The sequence below is a fragment of the Sediminibacterium sp. genome, assembly GCF_051861365.1.
GTDB lineage: Bacteria > Bacteroidota > Bacteroidia > Chitinophagales > Chitinophagaceae > Sediminibacterium.
In genome coordinates, this window is record NZ_JBHYCW010000013.1 from 42,269 (window position 1) to 62,731 (window position 20,463).

The window sequence follows — 20,463 nt, forward strand, 5'->3', positions numbered from 1 at the left end:
GGGGTTCAAGCTTAGTATGCCAACAATTTGGCGATTCGTTCTTTAACGGTTTGGGCATTGGGTAACATAGCAGCTTCCAATACCAGATTGATGGGCACCGCAGGTAAATTCAATGATCCCATTACCTCTACCCTCGCATCCAAAAAGTGATAACAATGATTGGTAATACGTAATGCCAATGCTTCTGCAAAAGAGTTATTTTGCTGTTCCTCACTCAAAACCAACACTTTTCCATGTTTTTTGACCTGATTAAAGATCATTTCTTCGTCTAAAGGATATAGGGTCCGTAAATCAACGATTTCAACTTGTCCGGGTAAATGAGCTGCTGCTGCTTTTGCCCAATACACCCCCATTCCATAGGTGATCACACAAACGGTTTCCCCTTTTTTCACACGTGCAGTATCAGCAGCTAGTACAATATTGGCTTTACCCAATGGCAACAGATAATCCTTCGAAGGTTCTACCATCTTCGCATCTTCCGTTCCGGGCACTTTGCTCCAATATAATCCCTTGTGCTCCAGTATGACTACCGGATTGGGGTCATGAAATGCAGCTTTGAGCAAGCCTTTCATATCTGCAGTATTGGACGGGTACACTACTTTAATACCCTTGATGGTCAACAAAGTACTTTCAACGCTTCCGCTATGATAAGGTCCGCCCCCACCATAAGCACCTGTGGGTACGCGTAATACCATCCCTACCGGGAATTTTCCATTGGAGAGATAGCAGGACTTCGATAATTCTGTTACGAGTTGATTAAACCCGGGATAGATATAATCTGCAAACTGCACTTCTACCATGGGTTTGATACCGAGTGCAGAAAGACCTGCGGTTGAACCTACAATATAGGCTTCCTGAATAGCCGTATTAAACACACGGTGTTCTCCAAACTTTTCACCCAATGTTGCCGCTTCTCTGAATACACCACCCAAACGAGCTCCAACATCCTGACCATATAAAATAGCTTCCGGATGTTCTTCCATTAGTTCTTCAATGGCATGCAGTGCAGCATCTACCATCAATACTTTCTCCCCATTCTTTGGACTACGTTGACCTTTTTCTTCTGTTACCGGCGTGGGTGCAAAAACATGTGCTGTTACTGAACGTGGATCAGGATCAGGTGCTGCTTGCGCACGCTGAAAATCTGCCAGTACTTTTTCTTCTGCCTGCTTTTCAATATCTGTGATGACATGTTCAGCGATTCCTACATCGGTAAGTAATAATCTTAATTTAGGAAGTGGATCATACAATCCATGCTTCAATAAGTCTTCTCTACTTCTATAAAACTCTCTTCGAACGCCACTGGTGTGATGCCCCAACAAGGGCACTTTAGCATGTACCAATGCAGGTTTTCTCTCCGCACGTGTATAGGCGATGGCTTCTGACATGGTTTCATAACTGCGAATAAAATCGCTACCATCACATTGCCATCTTCTCAATCCTTTAAAACCTTGTGCATAATCATACGCATTCATGGCTCTTACTTCTTCAGCAGAAGCACTGATGCTCCATTGATTATCCTGCACCAAATAAATAATGGGTAATTGTTTAAGCGCTGCAAATTGTAAAGCTTCACTCACTTCTCCCTCAGTAACACTCCCATCTCCTAATGAACATAGGACAATGGGTAATTGTCCATCAACTCTGCGCAACTTATCACTCTGTATTCTTTCCAGATATTGTATACCCTGTGCCAATCCAGTAGTAGGAATGGTTTGCATACCGGTGGCACTACTTTGATGGATGATAGATGGACGATTGTCATCTCTACTGCTGGGGTGACAGTAATACGATCGTCCACCGGAAAAAGGGTCTTCTTTTTTTGCTAACAATTGCAATATCAACTCATAAGGCTGAAACCCGATGGATAACATGATACTATCATCCCTGTAATAAGGACTTACCCAATCGCAAGGCAACAATTGCATACCGGTTGCCAGTTGAATGGCTTCATGTCCACGAGAAGTCGAATGTACATATTTACAGATCTGTCTATTCGCATCATAGGTATCACACATGGACTTTGCAGTGACCATGAGTTGATATGCTTTCAGTAATAATTCCGGAGTTAACATGAATAAGACGATCTTCTTTTCCTAATGATTATTTGATCTCGAGTTCAAACATTTTTTCTTCTTTTAGATAGCCTTCCAATACATCTCCAACTACACATTCACCTACACCCGAAGGCGTTCCTGTAAAAATCAGATCCCCAATATTGAGTGAAAAATATTGAGAAACATGTGCTATGATGTAATCACAAGAAAAGATCATATCAGCGGTATTACCATTTTGAACCAGTTCCTTATTTTTCTTCATGGAAAACTGAATAGGTGAGCGCATGAATTCAGGCTGAATAGGCATCCATTTTCCTACAACTGCGGATTGATCCCAAGCTTTTGCTTTTTCCCAAGGCAATCCTTTCTTTTTAAGTTCTGCCTGAATATCTCTAGCGGTAAAATCAATTCCTACCGTAATGGCATCATAATATTTCGATGCCTGATGCTCTTGAACATATTTACCATTCTTAGAAACCCTGAGCACCAATTCTGCTTCGTAGTGAAGCTCATTGGTAAATTCAGGATAATAAAAAGGGGCATTGGGTTGAAGCAATGCAGATTTGGGCTTCATGAAAATAACGGGCTCCTCTGGAACTGCATTTCCCAATTCCTTAGCATGATCTGCATAATTCCTGCCCACACAAAAAAATTTCATACGTGTAAGTTTATCATGTTAACCAGACATCTTTTCACATCTGTTCCTGAAAAGGAAAGATGTTTTTCACGGGATTATGGTAATGATAATGTCTTATTAAGATATAATAACGTCTAAAACAGACTAATATTATAAGAAATTGAGGTTATTTACCTGGCTCATCGTTTTCTCCAACCCAATGGTAGCAAATGACTCTATAATCTCAATAGATTTCTCAATCTTAGACTGGATAATTTTTTGTTCATCCGGCAACCACTTTCCCAGTACAAACTCAACCTGACGACCTTTGGGGAACTGATTACCAATACCAAAACGAAGTTTGGGGTATTGGTCCGTACCCAATGTCAGTTGAATATCTTTTAATCCATTATGCCCTGCATCAGAGCCCGAACCTCGTAACCTTAATTTGCTCAATGGTAAAGCCAAATCATCAACAATGGTGAGCGTGCGACTGATATCAACCCCTTCTTTATCCATCCAGTATTTCATCGCTTTTCCACTCAGGTTCATATAAGTAGTGGGTTTGATACAAATAAATACACGTCCCTTCCATTTCACTTCAGCAACTTCTGCTAAACGATCTAGTTTGAAAAATGCGCCATGCTTTAACACAAATGCACTCACCACATCAAACCCAATGTTATGACGAGTATGCTTGTATTCATCTCCAATATTACCTAGCCCGACGATTAAAAATTTATTCATAGAGGGGCAAAAATAAAAAAGAGTTTTCTCAGTAGATGACTTAATTTTCATGGGCGTAATTGATGAATTGAGACATGTACATTCCCCAGAGAATCAGAAACATATTAGATTTTGGTATTCACGCCACTTTAGACCCCATTGAATTAAAGAAAACAAGGGTTTTGAATCTTTGTGTTTTGTTGGGAATGCTTCATAATTTGGTTTTTATACCTATTAATCTGTATGAAGGACATTTCTGGAACGTTGGATTACTGCTATTGAATTTTACGGGTGGATTGATCTTTTTACTCATCAACTTTTATTCATATATTCAAACAGCTCGTATTATCTTAAATCTATTATCCACTGCGAGTATTTGTTTAAGTGCAATTAAGTTTCAAAATGGGAATGAATACTTCTTAATTACAAATCTGGTAATCATCAATATTATTTTTAAAAAACCATTACTTATCAGTATTCTTTCCGGAATCACTATTTTTTGTTTTATTTTTATACGAATCACTGATACTAGTGTCTGGATGTACGAAGCTTTCCCTAAAAACAGGATAAGCATTAATATGACCACCTCTTTGATTCTGGCTTTTCTTGGGCTTCTTTATTATCGATATGAACAAATTTTTTACGAGAAGGAATTACAAGACAGTCAACTTAAGCTGGAGAAAAAAAATGCAGAACTAGAAGAGTTGAATACCACCAAAGAGAAACTCTTTTCCATCATCGCCCATGACCTACGTTCTCCTATTGCACAACTACGCAATACATTGGACTTAGTGAACAGGAAACTATTAACCCCGGAAGAATTTAATAAGCTTACTGAACATGTTTCCATACAAGTAAAACAATTACAAGGTGGACTTGACAATTTGTTGAAATGGAGTAATAGTCAGCTTGAAGGTATTGAGGCGAAACCGGAAAAAGTTGATTTCAAATATCTGATGGGTCTGGTATTATCCATGATGGAAGCTGAGCTTGAAAACAAAGAGATCAAGGTGAATGTACAATCTGAAGGGGGGCCGATTTGGGCAGATCCTGATCATTTACAACTGGTTTTGAGGAATCTACTTTCCAATGCTATCAAATACAGTTATAAAAATCACTCCATTGATATTCATCATTATACCCGTAACCATGAAGTAATGATTTCGATAGCAGATCAGGGAGATGGAATGGATAAGTTGCTCGGTGAACATGTATTCTCTTCTGCCAATATTATTTCAAAGAGAGGAACATTGAACGAAAAAGGAACAGGACTGGGTTTAAAACTCTGCAAAGAATTTGTTGAAAAGAATAGAGGGAGAATTTGGGTAGAAGAAAATCAACCCAAGGGCACCATTTTCTTTGTTTCATTTCCTGCTACGATATAAAAGAGAGGATGTCTCAAGAGAAAATAAGCAGCTTGGGGTTTGTTGGATAGCTTATGGTTCATGGCTTATAGTCCATGGACCATAGATTATGGACTAGGTAAAAGAAAGAGGCTGCATCAAACTTTTGACACAGCCTCTTATTTTCATAAGTATGTTAAACTTATTTTTTCTTCTCTTCTTTTGCAGCAGTTGCTTCCTCTTGTTTCAGCTGACGAGTCATAACTACTGAAGCGATTGGAATACGTGGAGAGTTCAAAATTTCCATATTATCTGCTTTTACATCTTCAACGCGGACGTTACCATTCAGTTCGAGATTGGTAATGTCTACTGAAATGTTTTCTTTCAGATCTTTAGGGAAAGCTTTTACTTTCAACGCTTTCATTTTCGTAACCAGCTTACCACCTTCTTTCACACCTACAGAAGCACCTGTAAATTTGAGTGGCAGTGTAGCAACTACTTTTTTGTCATCAACTAACTCTAATAAATCAACATGGATCAGTGAGTCTTCTACTTTATCAAACTGAAGATCTTTCAGAATGCATTTGTAGGTTTTACCATCCACTTTAACCTCGGCCAGTTGAAATTCACTTGTGTAAACCAAAGGCTTGAAAGCCTTTGCAGGAGCAAAGAAATTGATCTCCTGTGCACCCCCGTAAATTACACCTGGCACGTTTTCCTGAGAGCGAATCTGGCGGGCGGCTTTTTTGCCATGTTCGGTCCTCAGTTGTCCTTCGATTGTAATTGTTTTCATGTGTTTATTTTTTGTTTATTTTTTGCCACATGGAATTCGCCAATTATGATTACTGGTTTTATCAGTATTTATTATGGCTCATTTCATGTTTAAAATTTTGGACGGCAAAGGTAGGGAAAATCTGACGATTTTTGGCTACAAGTTTCACGCTTCAAGCTACAAGGAGATAAAGACTATTAATATAGCTGTAAATAATTGATTTACAGCTATATTAATAACCTTGTAGCTTGAAGCGTAAAGCTTGCAGCTTTTTCAGCCTCTCCCTTTCAATTGAGAGTGAATGAAAAGGCTGGTGATGCTTTTATTTTCATAGGCATTGCGGATGGCAATGGCGAAAAGGTCTGCAACGGAAATCACTTTGATCTTGGGAGAATCCTTTTTTAAAGGAATGGTATCACATACGACCAACTCCTCCAACACACTATCCTCAATGTTTTCGTAGGCTTTACCGCTGAGTACGGGGTGAGTGATCAGTGCACGTACACTTCTGGCGCCCTTTTCTTTTAATAATCCTGCAGCCTTAGCGAGGGTACCCCCGGTATCACAGATATCATCTACCAATACAATATCACGATCTGTTACATCGCCGATCACAACCATGCTGGCAATTTCATTGGCACGTTTACGATGTTTATCACAAATCACCATTTCTGCGTTGAAGTAACTCGCAATTTCTCTCACACGGTTGGTACTTCCTACATCGGGAGCCGCAAATGTGAGGTTTTGCAATTTCAGTTGCTCGATATATGGAATGAAAATGGCTGAACTATCTAGATGATCCACCGGCACATCAAAAAACGCCTGAATTTGAGCGGCGTGGAGATCCATGGTTATCACCCTGTCCGCTCCGGCTGCTTCCAATAAAGTTGCTATAAGTTTGGAGCCAATTGCGACCCTGGGTTTATCCTTTCGGTCTTGGCGGGCAAAACCATAATAAGGTATTACCGCAATGATTTTATAAGCACTGGCACGCTTGGCAGCATCGATCATCAAGAGTAATTCCATCAGGTTATCGGTGGGTGCATAAGTGCTTTGAACAAGGAAAACATAATCGCCGCGAATACTTTCCAGAAAGATGGGCTGAAATTCACCGTCACTGAATTTCTGAATATTGATTTTTCCGATGGGGGCGCCGAAACGCTGTGCTATTTTTTCTGCCAGCACTTGAGATCCTGTACCGGAGAAAATCTTGACAGATGGATTCATAATTGCAGGAATGAGCGGCGAAGATAGAGATTAGGTTCACAAATTTTCATTTGAAATTTTCAATTTTTTTACAATGCAAAAAAATACCATCAAAGATTGGGCTACCGATGACCAACCACGTCAGAAACTGCTTCATAAAGGAGCTGAAAACCTCAGTGATTCTGAATTATTAGCCATTCTTATCAACAATGGCATACCCGGGAAATCGGCATTAGAGCTTGCGAAAGACCTGCTGCGTCAATGTAACCATGATCTGAATACCATGGGTAGACTTTCTGTTCAATCGCTTTGTAAGCTGAAGATTAAAGGATTAGGACAGGCAAAAGCCATTCATATTACTGCCGCACTTGAACTGGGTTTGCGCAGACATTTGAGTCATGTAAAGAAAGAAGTGATCAAAAGTAGCAGAGATATTGCTGATTACCTGAGGGCAAAATTGGGTCACAAATCCAAAGAAGTATTTGGTGTACTTTTTTTGAACCGCAGCAATAAAGTAATCGCATTCGAACACATGAGTGAAGGTGGCATCACCGGCACTGTAGTTGATATCCGTGTCATCTTAAAAAAAGCATTGCTGCATGAGTCGGTATCGATGGTGATATGTCACAATCATCCCAGCGGCAACTTGGATCCCAGTACCGCAGATGAACTCATCACCAAAAAAATCAAGGAAGCGAGTTTGTTACTCGATATCAGATTATTGGATCATATCATTGTAAGTAATGAAGGACATTACAGCTTTGCAGATCATGGCAAACTCTGAATCCTTCTTCAGGCCTGCGCTGTTGGGCCACCAAAATTCATGGGAATTTCGATGTGCTCCAAATCCTGAATAGAACCATTAGCGGCTTCAAAACGAGCGATATTTTCTTCTAACGCTTTCATGAAACGCTTGGCATGCATGGGTGTAAAGATGATGCGTGATTTTACGCGGCTCTTTGGAGTGCCGGGCATTACGTTTACAAAATCTATCACAAACTCGGCATTACTATGTGTGATGATGGCAAGATTCGCATATTCACCTTCCGCCATTTCTTCACTGATCTCAATATTCAACTGATTGGGTTGCTGTTCCATTGTAATGATTTAAGGGAGCAAAAATAAGCTATTAATGTTGTGTACTTTATAAAAAGGAGAAGGCCGGTAAAACTACCGGCCATTCTCATGTGCATGATAAACTATAAAAACTGAAAACGAGTGAAAAGTTTAATAACTGGTAATGAATTTAGCGTTTTTTTTCCTTTCCTAAAAAATTATAGCCTTTTTATTCAATTTTTTTTATCCGGTATCTATCCCTCTCCGAGAAACGAACAGCTATTGATTCATTAAAAGTTTAAACATTAAAAAAATCAACATGTATCAATAAAGAATTTACATACCAGCTTTTAAATACTTTTGCGCCATGTTAGTATTAGATGGTAAAATAGCTGCCGCCGCAGTCAAGGAATCCCTCAAAATCAAAACCGCTCAATTGGCGGCTGAAGGAAAAAGAAAACCACATTTGGCAGCCATTTTAGTGGGTAATAACGGAGCCAGTGAAACCTATGTGGCCAGTAAAGTAAAAAACTGTGAAGAAACCGGCTTTGCATCGACCCTCATCAGACTAGCAGATACGATTGATGAAGCTTCCTTATTATCAACCATACACGAACTCAATACCAACCCTTCTATTGATGGCATTTTGGTTCAGTTACCATTGCCCAAACAAATCAGTGAGCAAAAAGTCATTGAAGCCATTGATCCTTTAAAAGATGTAGATGGTTTTCATCCCATCAATGTCGGAAAACTGGTTCAGGGTCTTTCTACCTTCATACCGGCTACTCCCTACGGCATCATGTTGATGCTGGAACATTATCAAATTGAAACAAAAGGAAAACATGCGATCGTAATAGGCCGAAGCAATATTGTAGGCAGACCAATGAGTATTCTTTTAAGTAGCAATCTCAAACAAGGCAACTGTACCGTTACGATTTGTCATTCACATACCCCGAACCTGAAAGAACTTTGTCTGCAAGCTGATATTATCGTTGCGGCTTTAGGCAGACCCGGATTTGTGACTGCAGATATGGTAAAACCCGGTGCAGTAATCATTGATGTAGGCATCACCCGCGTAGACGACAGTACCGCCAAGAAAGGATTTCGGATCAAAGGAGATGTTGCTTATGAAGAAGTAGCTGCCAAGGCATCTGCTATTACCCCGGTTCCGGGAGGAGTAGGATTGATGACCATTGCAGGATTGTTGAAGAATACGATGCAGGCTTACGAGCAGAGAGCCCATAGTCTATAGTCCATAGACCATGGTCCATGGACTATGGTCAAAAAATAAACATATCACCAATAAAGAAACACATATCAACTCTTTACCCGTCATGGAAGCTTTCTACACCCTCCAAGGTGAAGGTTTTCATCAGGGTCGTGCAGCTTACTTTATTCGTTTGGGTGGTTGTGATGTGGGTTGTGTGTGGTGTGATGTAAAAGATAGTTGGGATGCTTCCAAACATCCGCTGCAATCGGTTACCGATATTGTAACAGAAGCCAAAAAATATCCCGGTAAACTCGCTGTTATCACCGGAGGTGAGCCACTGATGCACAATTTGCATGAACTCACCCATGCATTAAAAGCTGCAGGATTCGAAACCAATATTGAAACATCCGGCTCCTCACCATTGAGCGGAGATTGGGATTGGATATGTCTATCACCCAAAAAGTTCAAAGCACCTTTGCCTGAGATCATACCATTAGCGCATGAATTGAAAGTGGTGATTTTTAATAAACATGATTTTGAATGGGCAGAAACCTATGCTGCACAAGTAAACCCTAACTGCAAACTATACCTGCAACCGGAATGGGATAAAGCAGAAAAAGTATTACCCCTGATCATCGATTATATCAAAGCACATCCTCAATGGGAATTGAGTTTACAAACACATAAATACATCAACGTTCCCTGATTGTTGGAATTTTAACAAGATACACTTCCCTTTTTTCCGAACTTTCAGCAGTGAAAAAATCGATCCTCTTTTTAAGTTGTATAGTATTAGTTACTGGTCTATACGCGCAAACGTATGATGCAGATAAAGTAAAGCCCAAAGCATTGGCACGCTATGAAAATGCCATTCAATTATTAAAAGACGGGCTTACACGAGAGGCAGTTCCCGTTTTGTTAGAGTGCATCAATATTGATTCTAATTTTTTAGATGCATACTTATCATTGGCAGGAGCATTCGGTGAACTAAAACAATACCAACGCTCAGTAAATCTATATGAGAAAGTACAAATAAAAGACCCTGTATACTTTTCCATCTATACACTCCCCTATTCCATCAACCTTGCCGGATTGGGAAGATTTGAAGAGGCATTGAAAGCAGTGAATATTTTCTTATCGATTCCGAATATCAGTGAACGTGGACAAAAAAGCGCTGCATATCGTAAACAATCGTATCAGTTTGCGATTGATTATGCATCCAAACATCCGGTAACCGATTACCAGTTTGCACCAATCAATCTCGGAGATAGTGTCAATGGCCCGCGTTCTGAATATTATCCATCGGTTACGGTCACAGATAGTTTATTGGTATTCACCAGAAGAACCGGTGATCAACGTGAAGACTTTATGCAGAGCACCATCACCAACAAAAAATTTGGTAAAGCACAACTCATAGATGGTGATATCAATCTAGAACCCAGAAAAGGTGCTATCACTGTTTCGCAGGATGGAGAATGGTTATTGTTTGCGGGTGATTTCTCCGGAAGAGGTTTGGGCTGGTATGATATTTATCTCTCTCAATACACACCACAAGGCTGGAGCGAACCTGAAAACTTGGGTCCAACCATCAATACTGAATTTTGGGAGAGCTCTCCTTCTATCAGTCCCGATAAACGGGTGCTCTATTTCAGTAGTAACCGTCCGGGTGGTTATGGCGGAAGAGATTTATACATGTCCATCAGACAACCCAATGGCAAGTGGGGTAAAGCCATCAATATGGGACCTACTATCAACTCTACAGGTGATGAATTTTCACCTTTCATTCATGCAGACAATCAAACATTATTTTATACTTCGGATGGACTACCCGGTTATGGCAACTCAGATCTTTTTGTATTGCGCAAAAATGAAAAAGGAGAATGGGGGAATCCGGAAAATCTTGGCTACCCCATCAACACCATTGAAAATGAAGGTAGTCTTGCGGTTTCAGCAGATGGACTCACAGCATACTATGCAAGTGACAGAAGTGATAGCAGGGGTAATCTTGATCTGTATGCATTTCAGTTAAGACCAAATATCAGACCCAATAGAACTTTGTATGTAAAAGGAAAAGTAACAGATGTCAATACCCAAAAAGGAGTACCGGCTACTGTTGAATTAACAGACAACAATAATGATGTGGTATTGATGCGTGTACAGACTGATGAGCTGGGTGAATATTTTATTACACTTCCTACCGGAAAAGATTACACATTTACAGTGAATCGAAAAGGTTATTTGTTTTATAGTGAATTGTATGCATTGAGTAAAAAAGAAGCCGATAGTGTATATAAAAAAGATATTGCGCTGAAACCGGTGAAACTGAATGAGAGCTTTGTATTTAATAATATCTTGTTTGCATCCAATAGTTATGCATTACCGGAGAATGGTTTGGCAGAGCTGGCACAATTGACACAGGTCTTGAATGATAATCCAACATTGAAAGTAGAGATCAGTGGTCATACAGATAATATCGGTAATACAAAAGATAACCTGACACTTTCTACCAACCGTGCAAAATCTATTGTTGATTATTTGGTGAGTAAAGGAATTAACTTAGAAAGATTATCATTCAAAGGTTATGGCGATACACAACCGGTTGCAGACAATACTACCGAAGAAGGCAGGGCTAAAAACAGAAGAACGAGCTTTACCATTACTGGTTTGTAAAAGCAGCTCTTACATTTTCCGGAATCACTTTATTCATCATTTCAACATACTCTTTTCCGGAAATAGGATAACCTTTAGTAGGTTTCTTTGGAATTCTACTTTCGGGTCTGATAGAGGAAGCAATAGACACATACCTGATTCCATGTGAGAAACTTTCTATGGCTAAAATCGCACCGGGTAACCCCGTAAACCCATGTTTAGATACCGGATAAGGAATTTGCGGTGTATACCATACCACTGCATTCAGATAATTATTCTTGGCAGGCATTGCCTTATAGCAAGTATATCCGAGAATTTTTATAGAATCCTGGTACATATCAAATTGTAATGCAGGGAAATTACGTTCCACTAAAAGTCTCTGATTATTTAATTCATGCCTTTGGATTTGATGATATTCTTTCTGTTGACTAAAATCAGTATAGGTATTATTATTTCGAAAATTTGCACCTAGCTTTTTCGCATTTCGATCTCTTGTGGATTCGAAAAAATTTACAAATGCTATATCACCTGTTACAATGATTTCAAAGTCTTTCAAGGGATGATATTTTTTAGGCTTTGTTAATAGGTTTACCTGAAGTGAATCTGTTAATGTCAGATACCCCGATTTATATTCAATCACAAATGGCTTTTCTATTCGCTGCGCATCCACACTTGTGTAGATCATTAAGAAAAATAACCAAGCAATAACCCTACGCATTCTAAAATTTTAGAATTTGAATTTAGTGACTAATTAGGTAATTCCCTATGTATAAATACCTGTTTTATCCATTATTTTTTTGCTGACATTGTCGGCATGATCACAGAAGAAAGTATTTATCAATTATCACTCACCCAAATACCGGATATCGGAAGCATTCTCACCAAACAACTGGTCGACTATTTCGGATCTGCTTCCGCTATTTTCAAAGCCAGAAAAAAAGAATTGGCTGCTGTGGAAGGAATTGGAGAAGTAAGAGCTGCACAGATCAAGAAATTTACAAATCATCTTAATTCCGAACAGGAGCTGAAAAAGATAGAGCAACATCAACTTAAATTAATTTTTTTGACAGATGAACAATATCCTCAACGATTGAAGAACTGTTCAGATCCACCACTGGTGCTTTTTTTCAAAGGAAATAAACCTTTGAATCCTTCCAGAATCATCAGCGTGATTGGTAGCAGAAATGCAACCGATTATGGCAGAATGGTTACCGAGCAATTGATCAAAGCATTACAACCTTATGATGTGATGATCGTAAGTGGGTTGGCACATGGTATTGATGCCATCGCACATCGAGCGGCATTACAGCAACAATTACCCACCATTGGTGTGATGGCACATGGATTCAAAACGATATATCCATATGTACATCGATCATTGGCAAAAGAAATGATCGATCAAGGTGGCTTACTCACAGAGTTTTGGTTTGATGCATTACCCGACAGACATCATTTTCCACAACGCAACAGAATCGTTGCCGGTATTTCAGATGCGACTGTTGTCATAGAGACTGCAGTGAAAGGTGGAAGTATGATCACAGCAGATCTGGCTTTTGAATATAACCGTGATGTTTTTGCAGTACCGGGACGTATTTATGATCAGCGTAGCAGTGGCTGCCTACAATTGATCGCTCAAAACAAAGCCACAGCTTTTACCAGTCCTGAACAAATTATCAGCGCATTGGGTTGGTTAGAATCCAAAAAGAAAAAAAGTCTACAAAAAAAATTATTCCCGGAACTTTCACGCGAAGAACAAATCATTGTATCAATACTCACCGAATATCATCAAATACATGTAGATGAGCTCTACCTCAAAACTAAACTCCCCAGCTCAGCCATGGCCTCAGCCATTCTCAATCTCGAATTACAGAATATTATTATTCAGTTGCCGGGGAAGAGGTACGAATTGAGTTCATAGTCGATAGTCCATAGTCCATGGTAGAACCTGTTTGACATTACCATGGACCATGGACTATGAACCATGGACCAAAATCATTTTTTGGAACCAATATTCCCATTGAACTATCTTTGCACATGGCAACAAGAAAATCTTCTCCCCGCAACAATGCTGCTGCATCCAGGTTATTTGGCGAAGGGCTTACCTTCGATGATGTTCTGTTGATGCCCGCTTACAGTGAAATCCTTCCCCGCGAAGTTGATATCCGTTCACAACTTACCAAAGCCATCACATTGAATGTTCCGATCCTATCCGCTGCGATGGATACCGTAACAGAAGCAGGTTTGGCCATTGCATTGGCACGTGAAGGCGGATTGGGCATTCTTCATAAAAACATGACGATTGAAAAGCAAGCTGAACAAGTGCGTAAGGTAAAACGGAGTGAAAGTGGTATGATCATTGACCCTGTTACCTTATTAGTAGATGCTACCATTGGCGATGCGTTGAAGTTGATGAAAGAAAATAAAATCGGCGGTATTCCTATCATCGATGGCGGACAAAAACTCGTGGGTATTCTTACCAACCGTGACCTTCGTTTTGAGACGGATAAAAAAAGAAAGGTGAAAGAAGTGATGACCAAAGAAAATCTCATCACCGCTCCTGAAGGTACTGATCTAAAAAAAGCAGAGAAGATCTTACGTCAATATAAAATTGAAAAACTCCCTGTTGTCAATAAACAAGGCAAGCTTATTGGATTGATTACTTACCGTGACATCATGCAACTAAGTAATTTCCCCAATGGTGTGAAAGATAACTTAGGTAGATTATTGGTAGGTGCTGCATTAGGTATTACTCGTGATCTGATGGATCGTGCTGCTGCCTTACAACAAGTTGGTGTAGATGTGGTAACGCTTGATAGTGCACATGGACATAGCAAAGGGGTGATTGAAGCATTGAAAGCGCTGAGAAAAAATTTCAAAAATTTACAGATCATAGCAGGTAATGTAGGCACAGCTGCAGGAGCCAAAGCTTTAGCAGATGCTGGTGCCGATGCAGTGAAAGTAGGTATTGGTCCGGGCTCTATTTGTACTACTCGTATTGTTGCCGGTGCAGGTGTTCCACAACTGACTGCCATTATGGAAGCCAGTCACGCTTTGAAAACAAAAGGTACTCCTATTATTGCCGATGGTGGTATTCGCTATACCGGTGATATGGTAAAAGCATTAGCAGCAGGTGCAAACTTGGTGATGATGGGTAGCGTTTTTGCAGGCGTACAGGAAAGTCCCGGAGACACCATCATCTATGAAGGACGTAAGTTCAAAGAATACAGAGGCATGGGAAGTTTAGGTGCTATGAGTCAGGGTAGCGGCGATCGTTATTTTCAGGATGTTGAAGATGATATTAAAAAGTTTGTACCGGAAGGCATTGAAGGTCGTGTGGCGTATAAAGGAAGTTTGAGTGAGATTATTTATCAATACGTAGGTGGATTAAGGGCCGGTATGGGTTATTGTGGGGCTAAAAATATCAAAGCTTTACAACAAGCCACTTTTGTAAAGATCACCAATGCAGGGATGAAAGAAAGCCATGCACATGATATTGATATTACAAAAGAGGCGCCGAATTATAGTAGGAAATAAAGTTGATCGCATTTGTCGAAAAGCTCCGGAACATTTCGGAGCTTTTTTATTTTTTATACCGAACTTGGGGCAATAAATATCTTTTGTGAAAACACCTTCTTTGTATCTCGTCATTTTATCAGGGTTATTATTATACTTGGCATGGCCTGCTTCTTCATTAATGCCATTGATATTCATTGCTTGGATACCATTATTGATGGTAGCAGATAGAAATATGACAGCTGCTCGTTTTTTTGGCTGGACATTTCTTACCACACTTATTTGGAATACCGGCACTACTTGGTGGATGTGGAACTCTACAGATGTTGGAACCATCGCTGCCATTATGTTCAATAGTATGTTAATGACTTTCCCATGGTGGGGTTATTACCATCTGAAGAAAAAAGGAAGACGTATTGGCTATATTTCTTTGATTAGTTTTTGGATGTGTTTCGAATACATACACCATAATTGGCAACTCAGCTGGCCCTGGTTATCATTAGGTAATGTATTTGCTATGTATCCTGATATTATTCAATGGTATGAGTTCACGGGTGTACAAGGTGGAACTTTATGGGTATTGATCGCTAATATTTTCTTGTATGAAACCATTGGTGCTTATCAACAGAAAACTGCATTCCAAAAAAAAATAGCCATCACGATAACTATTTTGATCCTCCCCGTATTGATCTCCCTTTTCATTAAACCTTCTTTACAAAAAGAAAAGATCAAACACAATTTGGTCATTGTTCAACCCAATGTAGATCCTTATGGAAAATTCAATGCAGGGTCTACTAGTGAACAAATCAGCTCTTTATTACAACTGACTGAACAAGCGATTGATAGTAATACCGCTTTGGTCATCTGGCCTGAAACAGCGATGAGTGCTGCAGAATGGCAAGACAATGTTTTATACAACAGCTACTATCAGCCTGTCTTTGAGTTTAGCAAAAAACATCCTTCCATCAGTATCGTTTCGGGAATTGAGACCTTTAAAAACTACGGGTACGAAAAACTAACAGCTACTGCAAGAGCAAGTGGTAGCGGCACTTATTATGATGCATTCAATGCGGCAGTGCATATCAGCAATGGACAACCTATTGCATTTTATAATAAAAGTAAATTGGTACCGGGTGTAGAATCATTACCTACCTTTTTAAATTTCATGGCGCCTGTTTTTGAACAGTTCGGAGGTACTATCGGAGGGTATGGTAGATCTGAAAGTGCCACTGCATTTACAACAGCACAAAATCCGTATAGCAGTGCTCCCATTATTTGCTATGAAAGTGTGTATGGAGAATATGTAGGTGAATATGTGAAACAAGGTGCCAATATTCTTACCATTATGACCAATGATGGCTGGTGGGGAAATACACCCGGACACCGTCAGCATTTACATTATGCCAAACTCCGTGCTATTGAAACAAGAAAATGGGTAGCCAGAAGTGCGAACACCGGAATCTCTGCGGTCATAAATCCACTTGGTGAAATTAAAGTCAGTGAACCATGGAATCAAAAAACGACAATTAAATACTCAGTACCGGTAGTAAGTGGAGAAACTTTTTATGTTCGGTGGGGAGATTATCTATACAAATTGACTTCGGTAATTAGTGTATTATTGATCTTATGGAAATTCACGGATAAACTTCGAAAAAAATAACCAAATGCATAAACATTGTACTTGGTCTGACGGCACCATTCACTATCAGGTAGTGGGAACAGGTATTCCTGTTGTATTGCTACATGGATTTGGTGAAGACAGCAGCATCTGGGATGCATCAATAGCTCACTTACAGAAAATCTGTACACTCATTATTCCTGATTTACCCGGCACCGGGTTATCGGAATGGAAAAGCGCCCAACACATCTCACTTCAACAAAACCCTATTGACCATTCACCTCCGAAAGGAGTCCTCCGGACATTCACCATTCACAACCTAGCAGATGCTGTTAACTCCATGCTAGTAAACGAAAAAATCGATCAGTGTTTCATGCTTGGACATAGCATGGGCGGTTATATTACATTAGCGTATGCAGAAAAGTATCCGAAACAATTACTTGGTTTTGGCTTGATTCATTCTACGGCATTTGCTGATAGTGAAGAGAAGAAAAACAATCGCTTACGAGGTATTGAAATGATGGATAAGTATGGTGGCTTTGCTTTTTTAAAAAATACGATCCCCAATCTCTTTGGAACTAGTTTCAAAAAAAATCATCCCGAAATCATAGAAGCACTGATTGAAAAATCTGCATCTATTCCTACTTCCAGTTTACAGGCCTATTATTACGCTATGATGGAAAGACCTGACCGAACAGCTGTTTTACAAGGCAACCCCTTACCTGTTTTGTTCGTTCTCGGAACGGAAGATGTAGCGGCTCCCTTAAACGATGTATTGCAGCAAACGCATCTTCCACTAAACTCGTATATTCATATACTGGATGGAATTGGTCACATGGGCATGTTAGAATCAACAGAAAGGATCCATCAATATATCGATGCGTTTATACATCAATCCTAATATTTTTTATGAAGAAATCATTCTTCATAATGTTTCTTCTTCTATGCACATTGCCCGCACTATCCAGACATGTGGCGGGTGGAGAATTGTTCTATGAATACCTGGGTTCGGGTAATGCACCCAACACCAGTAATTATAAGATCACCTTACGTCTTTTCAGGGAATGTTCTTCTCCTGGACCTCGTTTAGAAAATGAAAGAGTGAACGTAGGAATTTATCAGAACGATATTCTGTATACCGACCTTTCCTTGCCTATGATTGGTTCTGTTAATGAGCTTAGACTCAGAACAGATTTATTTCCCTGTTTAGTAGGTGATCCGGTAGTGTGTTATGAAGTGGCGATCTATTCCAATGTAATTGCTTTACCCACTAATCAAAGTGGGTATCTTCTTTCCAGAACAGGTTGTTGCAGAATCGATCGCATCTCTAATCTGGCAATACCGGTGAGTGTCGGCAGTAACTATATCACAAAAATACCCGGTACTGCTTCACTTCCGGATGGACAACATAACAGCAGTCCTCAATTTCGTGTAAGAGATACTGCATTGGTTTGCACAGAAAAAAAATTCATCTTAGATTTTGGTGCTACAGATACGGATGGTGATAAATTGACGTATTCTTTTTGTGATGGATTTGCCGGAAATAGTGGCAGCAATAATGCCCCCATCCCACAAAGTCTCACACTAAATCCGTTGAGTTATGCTTTCCCTTATAATGGCGGTCAACCATTGGGCGATAAGGTAACCATTGATCCTGAAACAGGTATCATTTCAGGTATCGCACCGCCGGGGGGACAATACGTGGTGAGTGTTTGTATTACCGAATGGCGAAATGGGAAACCCATTACAGAACATCGAAAAGATTTTATTTTAAAAGTAGATGATTGTGATTTGATAGAAGCCGATCTCCCACCGAGAATTGTAAAATGTGATGACAATACCGTGAAGTTCGAAAACGGTTCTACCTCATCAGCTATCACATCCTATTTATGGGATTTTGGTGTGCCCGGTAGTCCAAATAATTCCTCTACTTCCGCAACTCCTGTTTTCACTTATGCTGATACTGGAAAATACATAGCACGTTTAACCGTGAGAGGTCCGGAAGGATGTGAAGGCAAAGACAGTACCGAAGTATTGGTGTATCCCGGATTCAAAGCCGACTTCAACAGCAGCGGATTTTGCGCACAATTGCCTTATCAGTTTACAGATGCGAGTTTTGCGAAGTATGGTGTGATCAATAACTGGAAATGGAATTTCGGAGTAGATACCACATTGGCAGACACGTCAAGAATGGCCAATCCGCAATACAAATATGCAGGAAGTTTGCTGGCATCAGTAAAATTGATCGTTGAAAGCAGTAAGGGCTGTGTAGATAGTATCAGAAAATCAATCACCATTCGCGACAAACCCATCATTCAACTCCCTTTTAGAGATACGGTTATTTGCAGTGTTGACAGTTTATTGATTCCTGTATCTGGTACCGGTAATTTCAGTTGGGTACCTAATACAAATATTCTTGGAATCAATACCAATCGACCGATTGTGTTTCCCAAAGACACTACACGGTATATTGTTACCATGTCTGAAAATGGTTGTACCAATACAGATACAGTAACCGTGAATGTAGTGGACTATATCACCGTACAAGCCGGACCGGATACTACCATCTGCCTAACCGATCTGATCACACTTCGCACAAATACCATTGCAAGTTCATTTGCTTGGTCACCTTCATTAACACTCAACAATCCTACTGTTAAAAATCCTGTCGCCAGGCCAACAGCAAACACAACGTATACGGTCATTGGTAATTTAGGCAGTTGTCAAGCAACAGACCAAATCACAGTAAGGGTAGCACCTTATCCGCAAGCAAATATTACAACACGTGATACCATTATATGCTATGGAAGTCGTGTACAACTAAATGCAACCTATACAGGAACAGATTTTCGGTGGTTACCCACCAATGCATTGTTGAATACAAACAGTTTGAATCCATTAGCAGGACCAACTCGAACTATGATTTATACACTTGTTGTGAGAGATACTTTATCCGGTTGTCCAAAGTCTGTGCGCGACTCTATCTTAATACAGGTTATTCCCAATATTATTGTGAACGCTGGAAGAGATACCATGATTGTACCTGATCAATTACTAGCTTTAGAAGCAACAGCATCCAGTGGTACTCAGTTTAATTGGACACCTTCTCTCGGTTTGAATAATACCATGATTCATAACCCCCTTGTACAATTGGGAAATGATGTCGACTCTATCTTGTATCGTGTTCGGGTAACAGATGCCGGCGGTTGTTATGGAGAAGATGATATACTCGTGAAAGTATTAAAAAGTCAACCTGATATTTTGGTGCCTAGTGGATTCACACCCAATGGAGATGGTAAAAATGATATCTTAAAACCCATACCGGTAGGTATTACTGAGCTTCAATATTTCAGGGTTTACAATCGGTGGGGACAATTGTTATTTAGTACCAGTCAACAAGGTATTGGATGGGATGGTAGGTATAATGGCATTTCACAAGGTTCGGGGACTTATGTGTTTATGACACAGGGAAAAGACATTTATGGAAAAACGGTATTTCGTAAAGGCACAGCTGTATTAATTCGGTAAATACAGCCATATTTTCAGGCAACTAATCTCCCTATCTGATTGTCAGATAAAAGAATTTCCTGTTATTTGACAAAATAAGCAGCAATTCATACCTAATTTAACTCTTAGGGATGTTGTAAACCCTTTAAAAACGATACAGACTGCATTTCCGGATAGCGTGGTATGTAAT

17 protein-coding genes are annotated in these 20,463 nt (G+C 39.8%); 10 read left to right on the top strand and 7 right to left on the bottom strand.

The annotated features are described in order from the left end of the window. Positions 1-11: 11 nt before the first annotated feature. From ACTIEV_RS07845 to pth, 3 genes are all read right to left on the bottom strand, one after another. Positions 12-2,075: an alpha-ketoacid dehydrogenase subunit alpha/beta gene (locus ACTIEV_RS07845; protein WP_322195053.1), complete on the bottom strand. Its 2,064-nt coding sequence runs from the start codon at positions 2,073-2,075 to the stop codon at positions 12-14. Positions 2,076-2,103: 28 nt separating this feature from the next. Further along, positions 2,104-2,715, bottom strand: a complete 612-nt coding sequence (locus ACTIEV_RS07850; RefSeq protein ID WP_322195055.1) for a fumarylacetoacetate hydrolase family protein — start codon at positions 2,713-2,715, stop codon at positions 2,104-2,106. A gap of 129 nt (positions 2,716-2,844) precedes the next feature. Then, complete coding sequence (gene pth / locus ACTIEV_RS07855) at positions 2,845-3,420, bottom strand: aminoacyl-tRNA hydrolase (protein ID WP_322195057.1); 576 nt, start codon at positions 3,418-3,420, stop codon at positions 2,845-2,847. Between the two features lie 74 nt (positions 3,421-3,494). On the opposite strand from pth, the gene ACTIEV_RS07860 reads away from it, so the two are divergent. Next, positions 3,495-4,784 (top strand): sensor histidine kinase, encoded by a 1,290-nt coding sequence (locus ACTIEV_RS07860; RefSeq protein WP_322195060.1) that lies wholly within the window; start codon positions 3,495-3,497, stop codon positions 4,782-4,784. Positions 4,785-4,944: 160 nt separating this feature from the next. Here ACTIEV_RS07860 and ACTIEV_RS07865 read toward each other — a convergent pair whose 3' ends face one another. Together ACTIEV_RS07865 and ACTIEV_RS07870 are read right to left on the bottom strand one after the other, a co-directional pair. Beyond that, positions 4,945-5,535 carry a 50S ribosomal protein L25 gene (locus ACTIEV_RS07865; protein ID WP_322195062.1) on the bottom strand — a complete coding sequence of 197 codons (591 nt, stop codon included), beginning with the start codon at positions 5,533-5,535 and terminating at the stop codon, positions 4,945-4,947. A 252-nt stretch (positions 5,536-5,787) separates the two neighbouring features. Further along, positions 5,788-6,741, bottom strand: a complete 954-nt coding sequence (locus ACTIEV_RS07870; RefSeq protein ID WP_178887757.1) for a ribose-phosphate pyrophosphokinase — start codon at positions 6,739-6,741, stop codon at positions 5,788-5,790. A 73-nt stretch (positions 6,742-6,814) separates the two neighbouring features. Between ACTIEV_RS07870 and radC the strand changes: the two genes are divergently transcribed. After that, positions 6,815-7,504, top strand: coding sequence for a RadC family protein (gene radC / locus ACTIEV_RS07875; RefSeq protein ID WP_322195064.1), 690 nt, complete (start codon positions 6,815-6,817; stop codon positions 7,502-7,504). 8 nt (positions 7,505-7,512) lie between these two features. Here the strand turns inward: radC and ACTIEV_RS07880 are convergent, their stop codons facing one another. Next, positions 7,513-7,818: a DUF3467 domain-containing protein gene (locus ACTIEV_RS07880; protein WP_178887761.1), complete on the bottom strand. Its 306-nt coding sequence runs from the start codon at positions 7,816-7,818 to the stop codon at positions 7,513-7,515. A 325-nt stretch (positions 7,819-8,143) separates the two neighbouring features. Between ACTIEV_RS07880 and ACTIEV_RS07885 the strand changes: the two genes are divergently transcribed. Genes ACTIEV_RS07885 through ACTIEV_RS07895 form a run of 3 tightly spaced genes read left to right on the top strand, consistent with a single transcriptional unit; the run spans position 8,144 to position 11,656 of the window. Continuing rightward, the gene (locus ACTIEV_RS07885) at positions 8,144-9,028 is read left to right on the top strand and encodes a bifunctional 5,10-methylenetetrahydrofolate dehydrogenase/5,10-methenyltetrahydrofolate cyclohydrolase (protein ID WP_322195066.1); all 885 of its coding nucleotides are present in this window, start codon (positions 8,144-8,146) and stop codon (positions 9,026-9,028) included. A gap of 10 nt (positions 9,029-9,038) precedes the next feature. Next, positions 9,039-9,692, top strand: coding sequence for a 7-carboxy-7-deazaguanine synthase QueE (locus ACTIEV_RS07890; RefSeq protein ID WP_322195068.1), 654 nt, complete (start codon positions 9,039-9,041; stop codon positions 9,690-9,692). Positions 9,693-9,742: 50 nt separating this feature from the next. After that, on the top strand, positions 9,743-11,656 hold the full coding sequence (locus tag ACTIEV_RS07895; RefSeq protein ID WP_322195070.1) for an OmpA family protein: 1,914 nt from the start codon (positions 9,743-9,745) through the stop codon (positions 11,654-11,656). On the opposite strand, the gene ACTIEV_RS07900 is transcribed toward ACTIEV_RS07895, so the two are convergent. Further along, complete coding sequence (locus ACTIEV_RS07900) at positions 11,643-12,353, bottom strand: GLPGLI family protein (protein WP_322195072.1); 711 nt, start codon at positions 12,351-12,353, stop codon at positions 11,643-11,645. The genes ACTIEV_RS07895 and ACTIEV_RS07900 overlap by 14 nt on opposite strands. A 96-nt stretch (positions 12,354-12,449) precedes the next feature. Here ACTIEV_RS07900 and dprA point away from each other — a divergent pair, with 96 nt between their 5' ends. The 5 genes from dprA to ACTIEV_RS07925 all read left to right on the top strand — a co-directional run bounded on the left by dprA (position 12,450) and on the right by ACTIEV_RS07925 (position 20,294). Further along, positions 12,450-13,553, top strand: a complete 1,104-nt coding sequence (gene dprA, locus ACTIEV_RS07905) for a DNA-processing protein DprA (RefSeq protein WP_322195074.1) — start codon at positions 12,450-12,452, stop codon at positions 13,551-13,553. 116 nt (positions 13,554-13,669) lie between these two features. After that, on the top strand, positions 13,670-15,169 hold the full coding sequence (gene guaB / locus ACTIEV_RS07910; protein WP_178887767.1) for an IMP dehydrogenase: 1,500 nt from the start codon (positions 13,670-13,672) through the stop codon (positions 15,167-15,169). Positions 15,170-15,254: 85 nt separating this feature from the next. Beyond that, positions 15,255-16,808: an apolipoprotein N-acyltransferase gene (lnt, locus tag ACTIEV_RS07915; protein ID WP_322195077.1), complete on the top strand. Its 1,554-nt coding sequence runs from the start codon at positions 15,255-15,257 to the stop codon at positions 16,806-16,808. A 4-nt stretch (positions 16,809-16,812) separates the two neighbouring features. Continuing rightward, positions 16,813-17,667 carry an alpha/beta fold hydrolase gene (locus ACTIEV_RS07920; protein WP_322195080.1) on the top strand — a complete coding sequence of 285 codons (855 nt, stop codon included), beginning with the start codon at positions 16,813-16,815 and terminating at the stop codon, positions 17,665-17,667. An 8-nt stretch (positions 17,668-17,675) separates the two neighbouring features. Then, positions 17,676-20,294 carry a PKD domain-containing protein gene (locus tag ACTIEV_RS07925; RefSeq protein ID WP_439516319.1) on the top strand — a complete coding sequence of 873 codons (2,619 nt, stop codon included), beginning with the start codon at positions 17,676-17,678 and terminating at the stop codon, positions 20,292-20,294. Positions 20,295-20,463 lie beyond the last annotated feature (169 nt).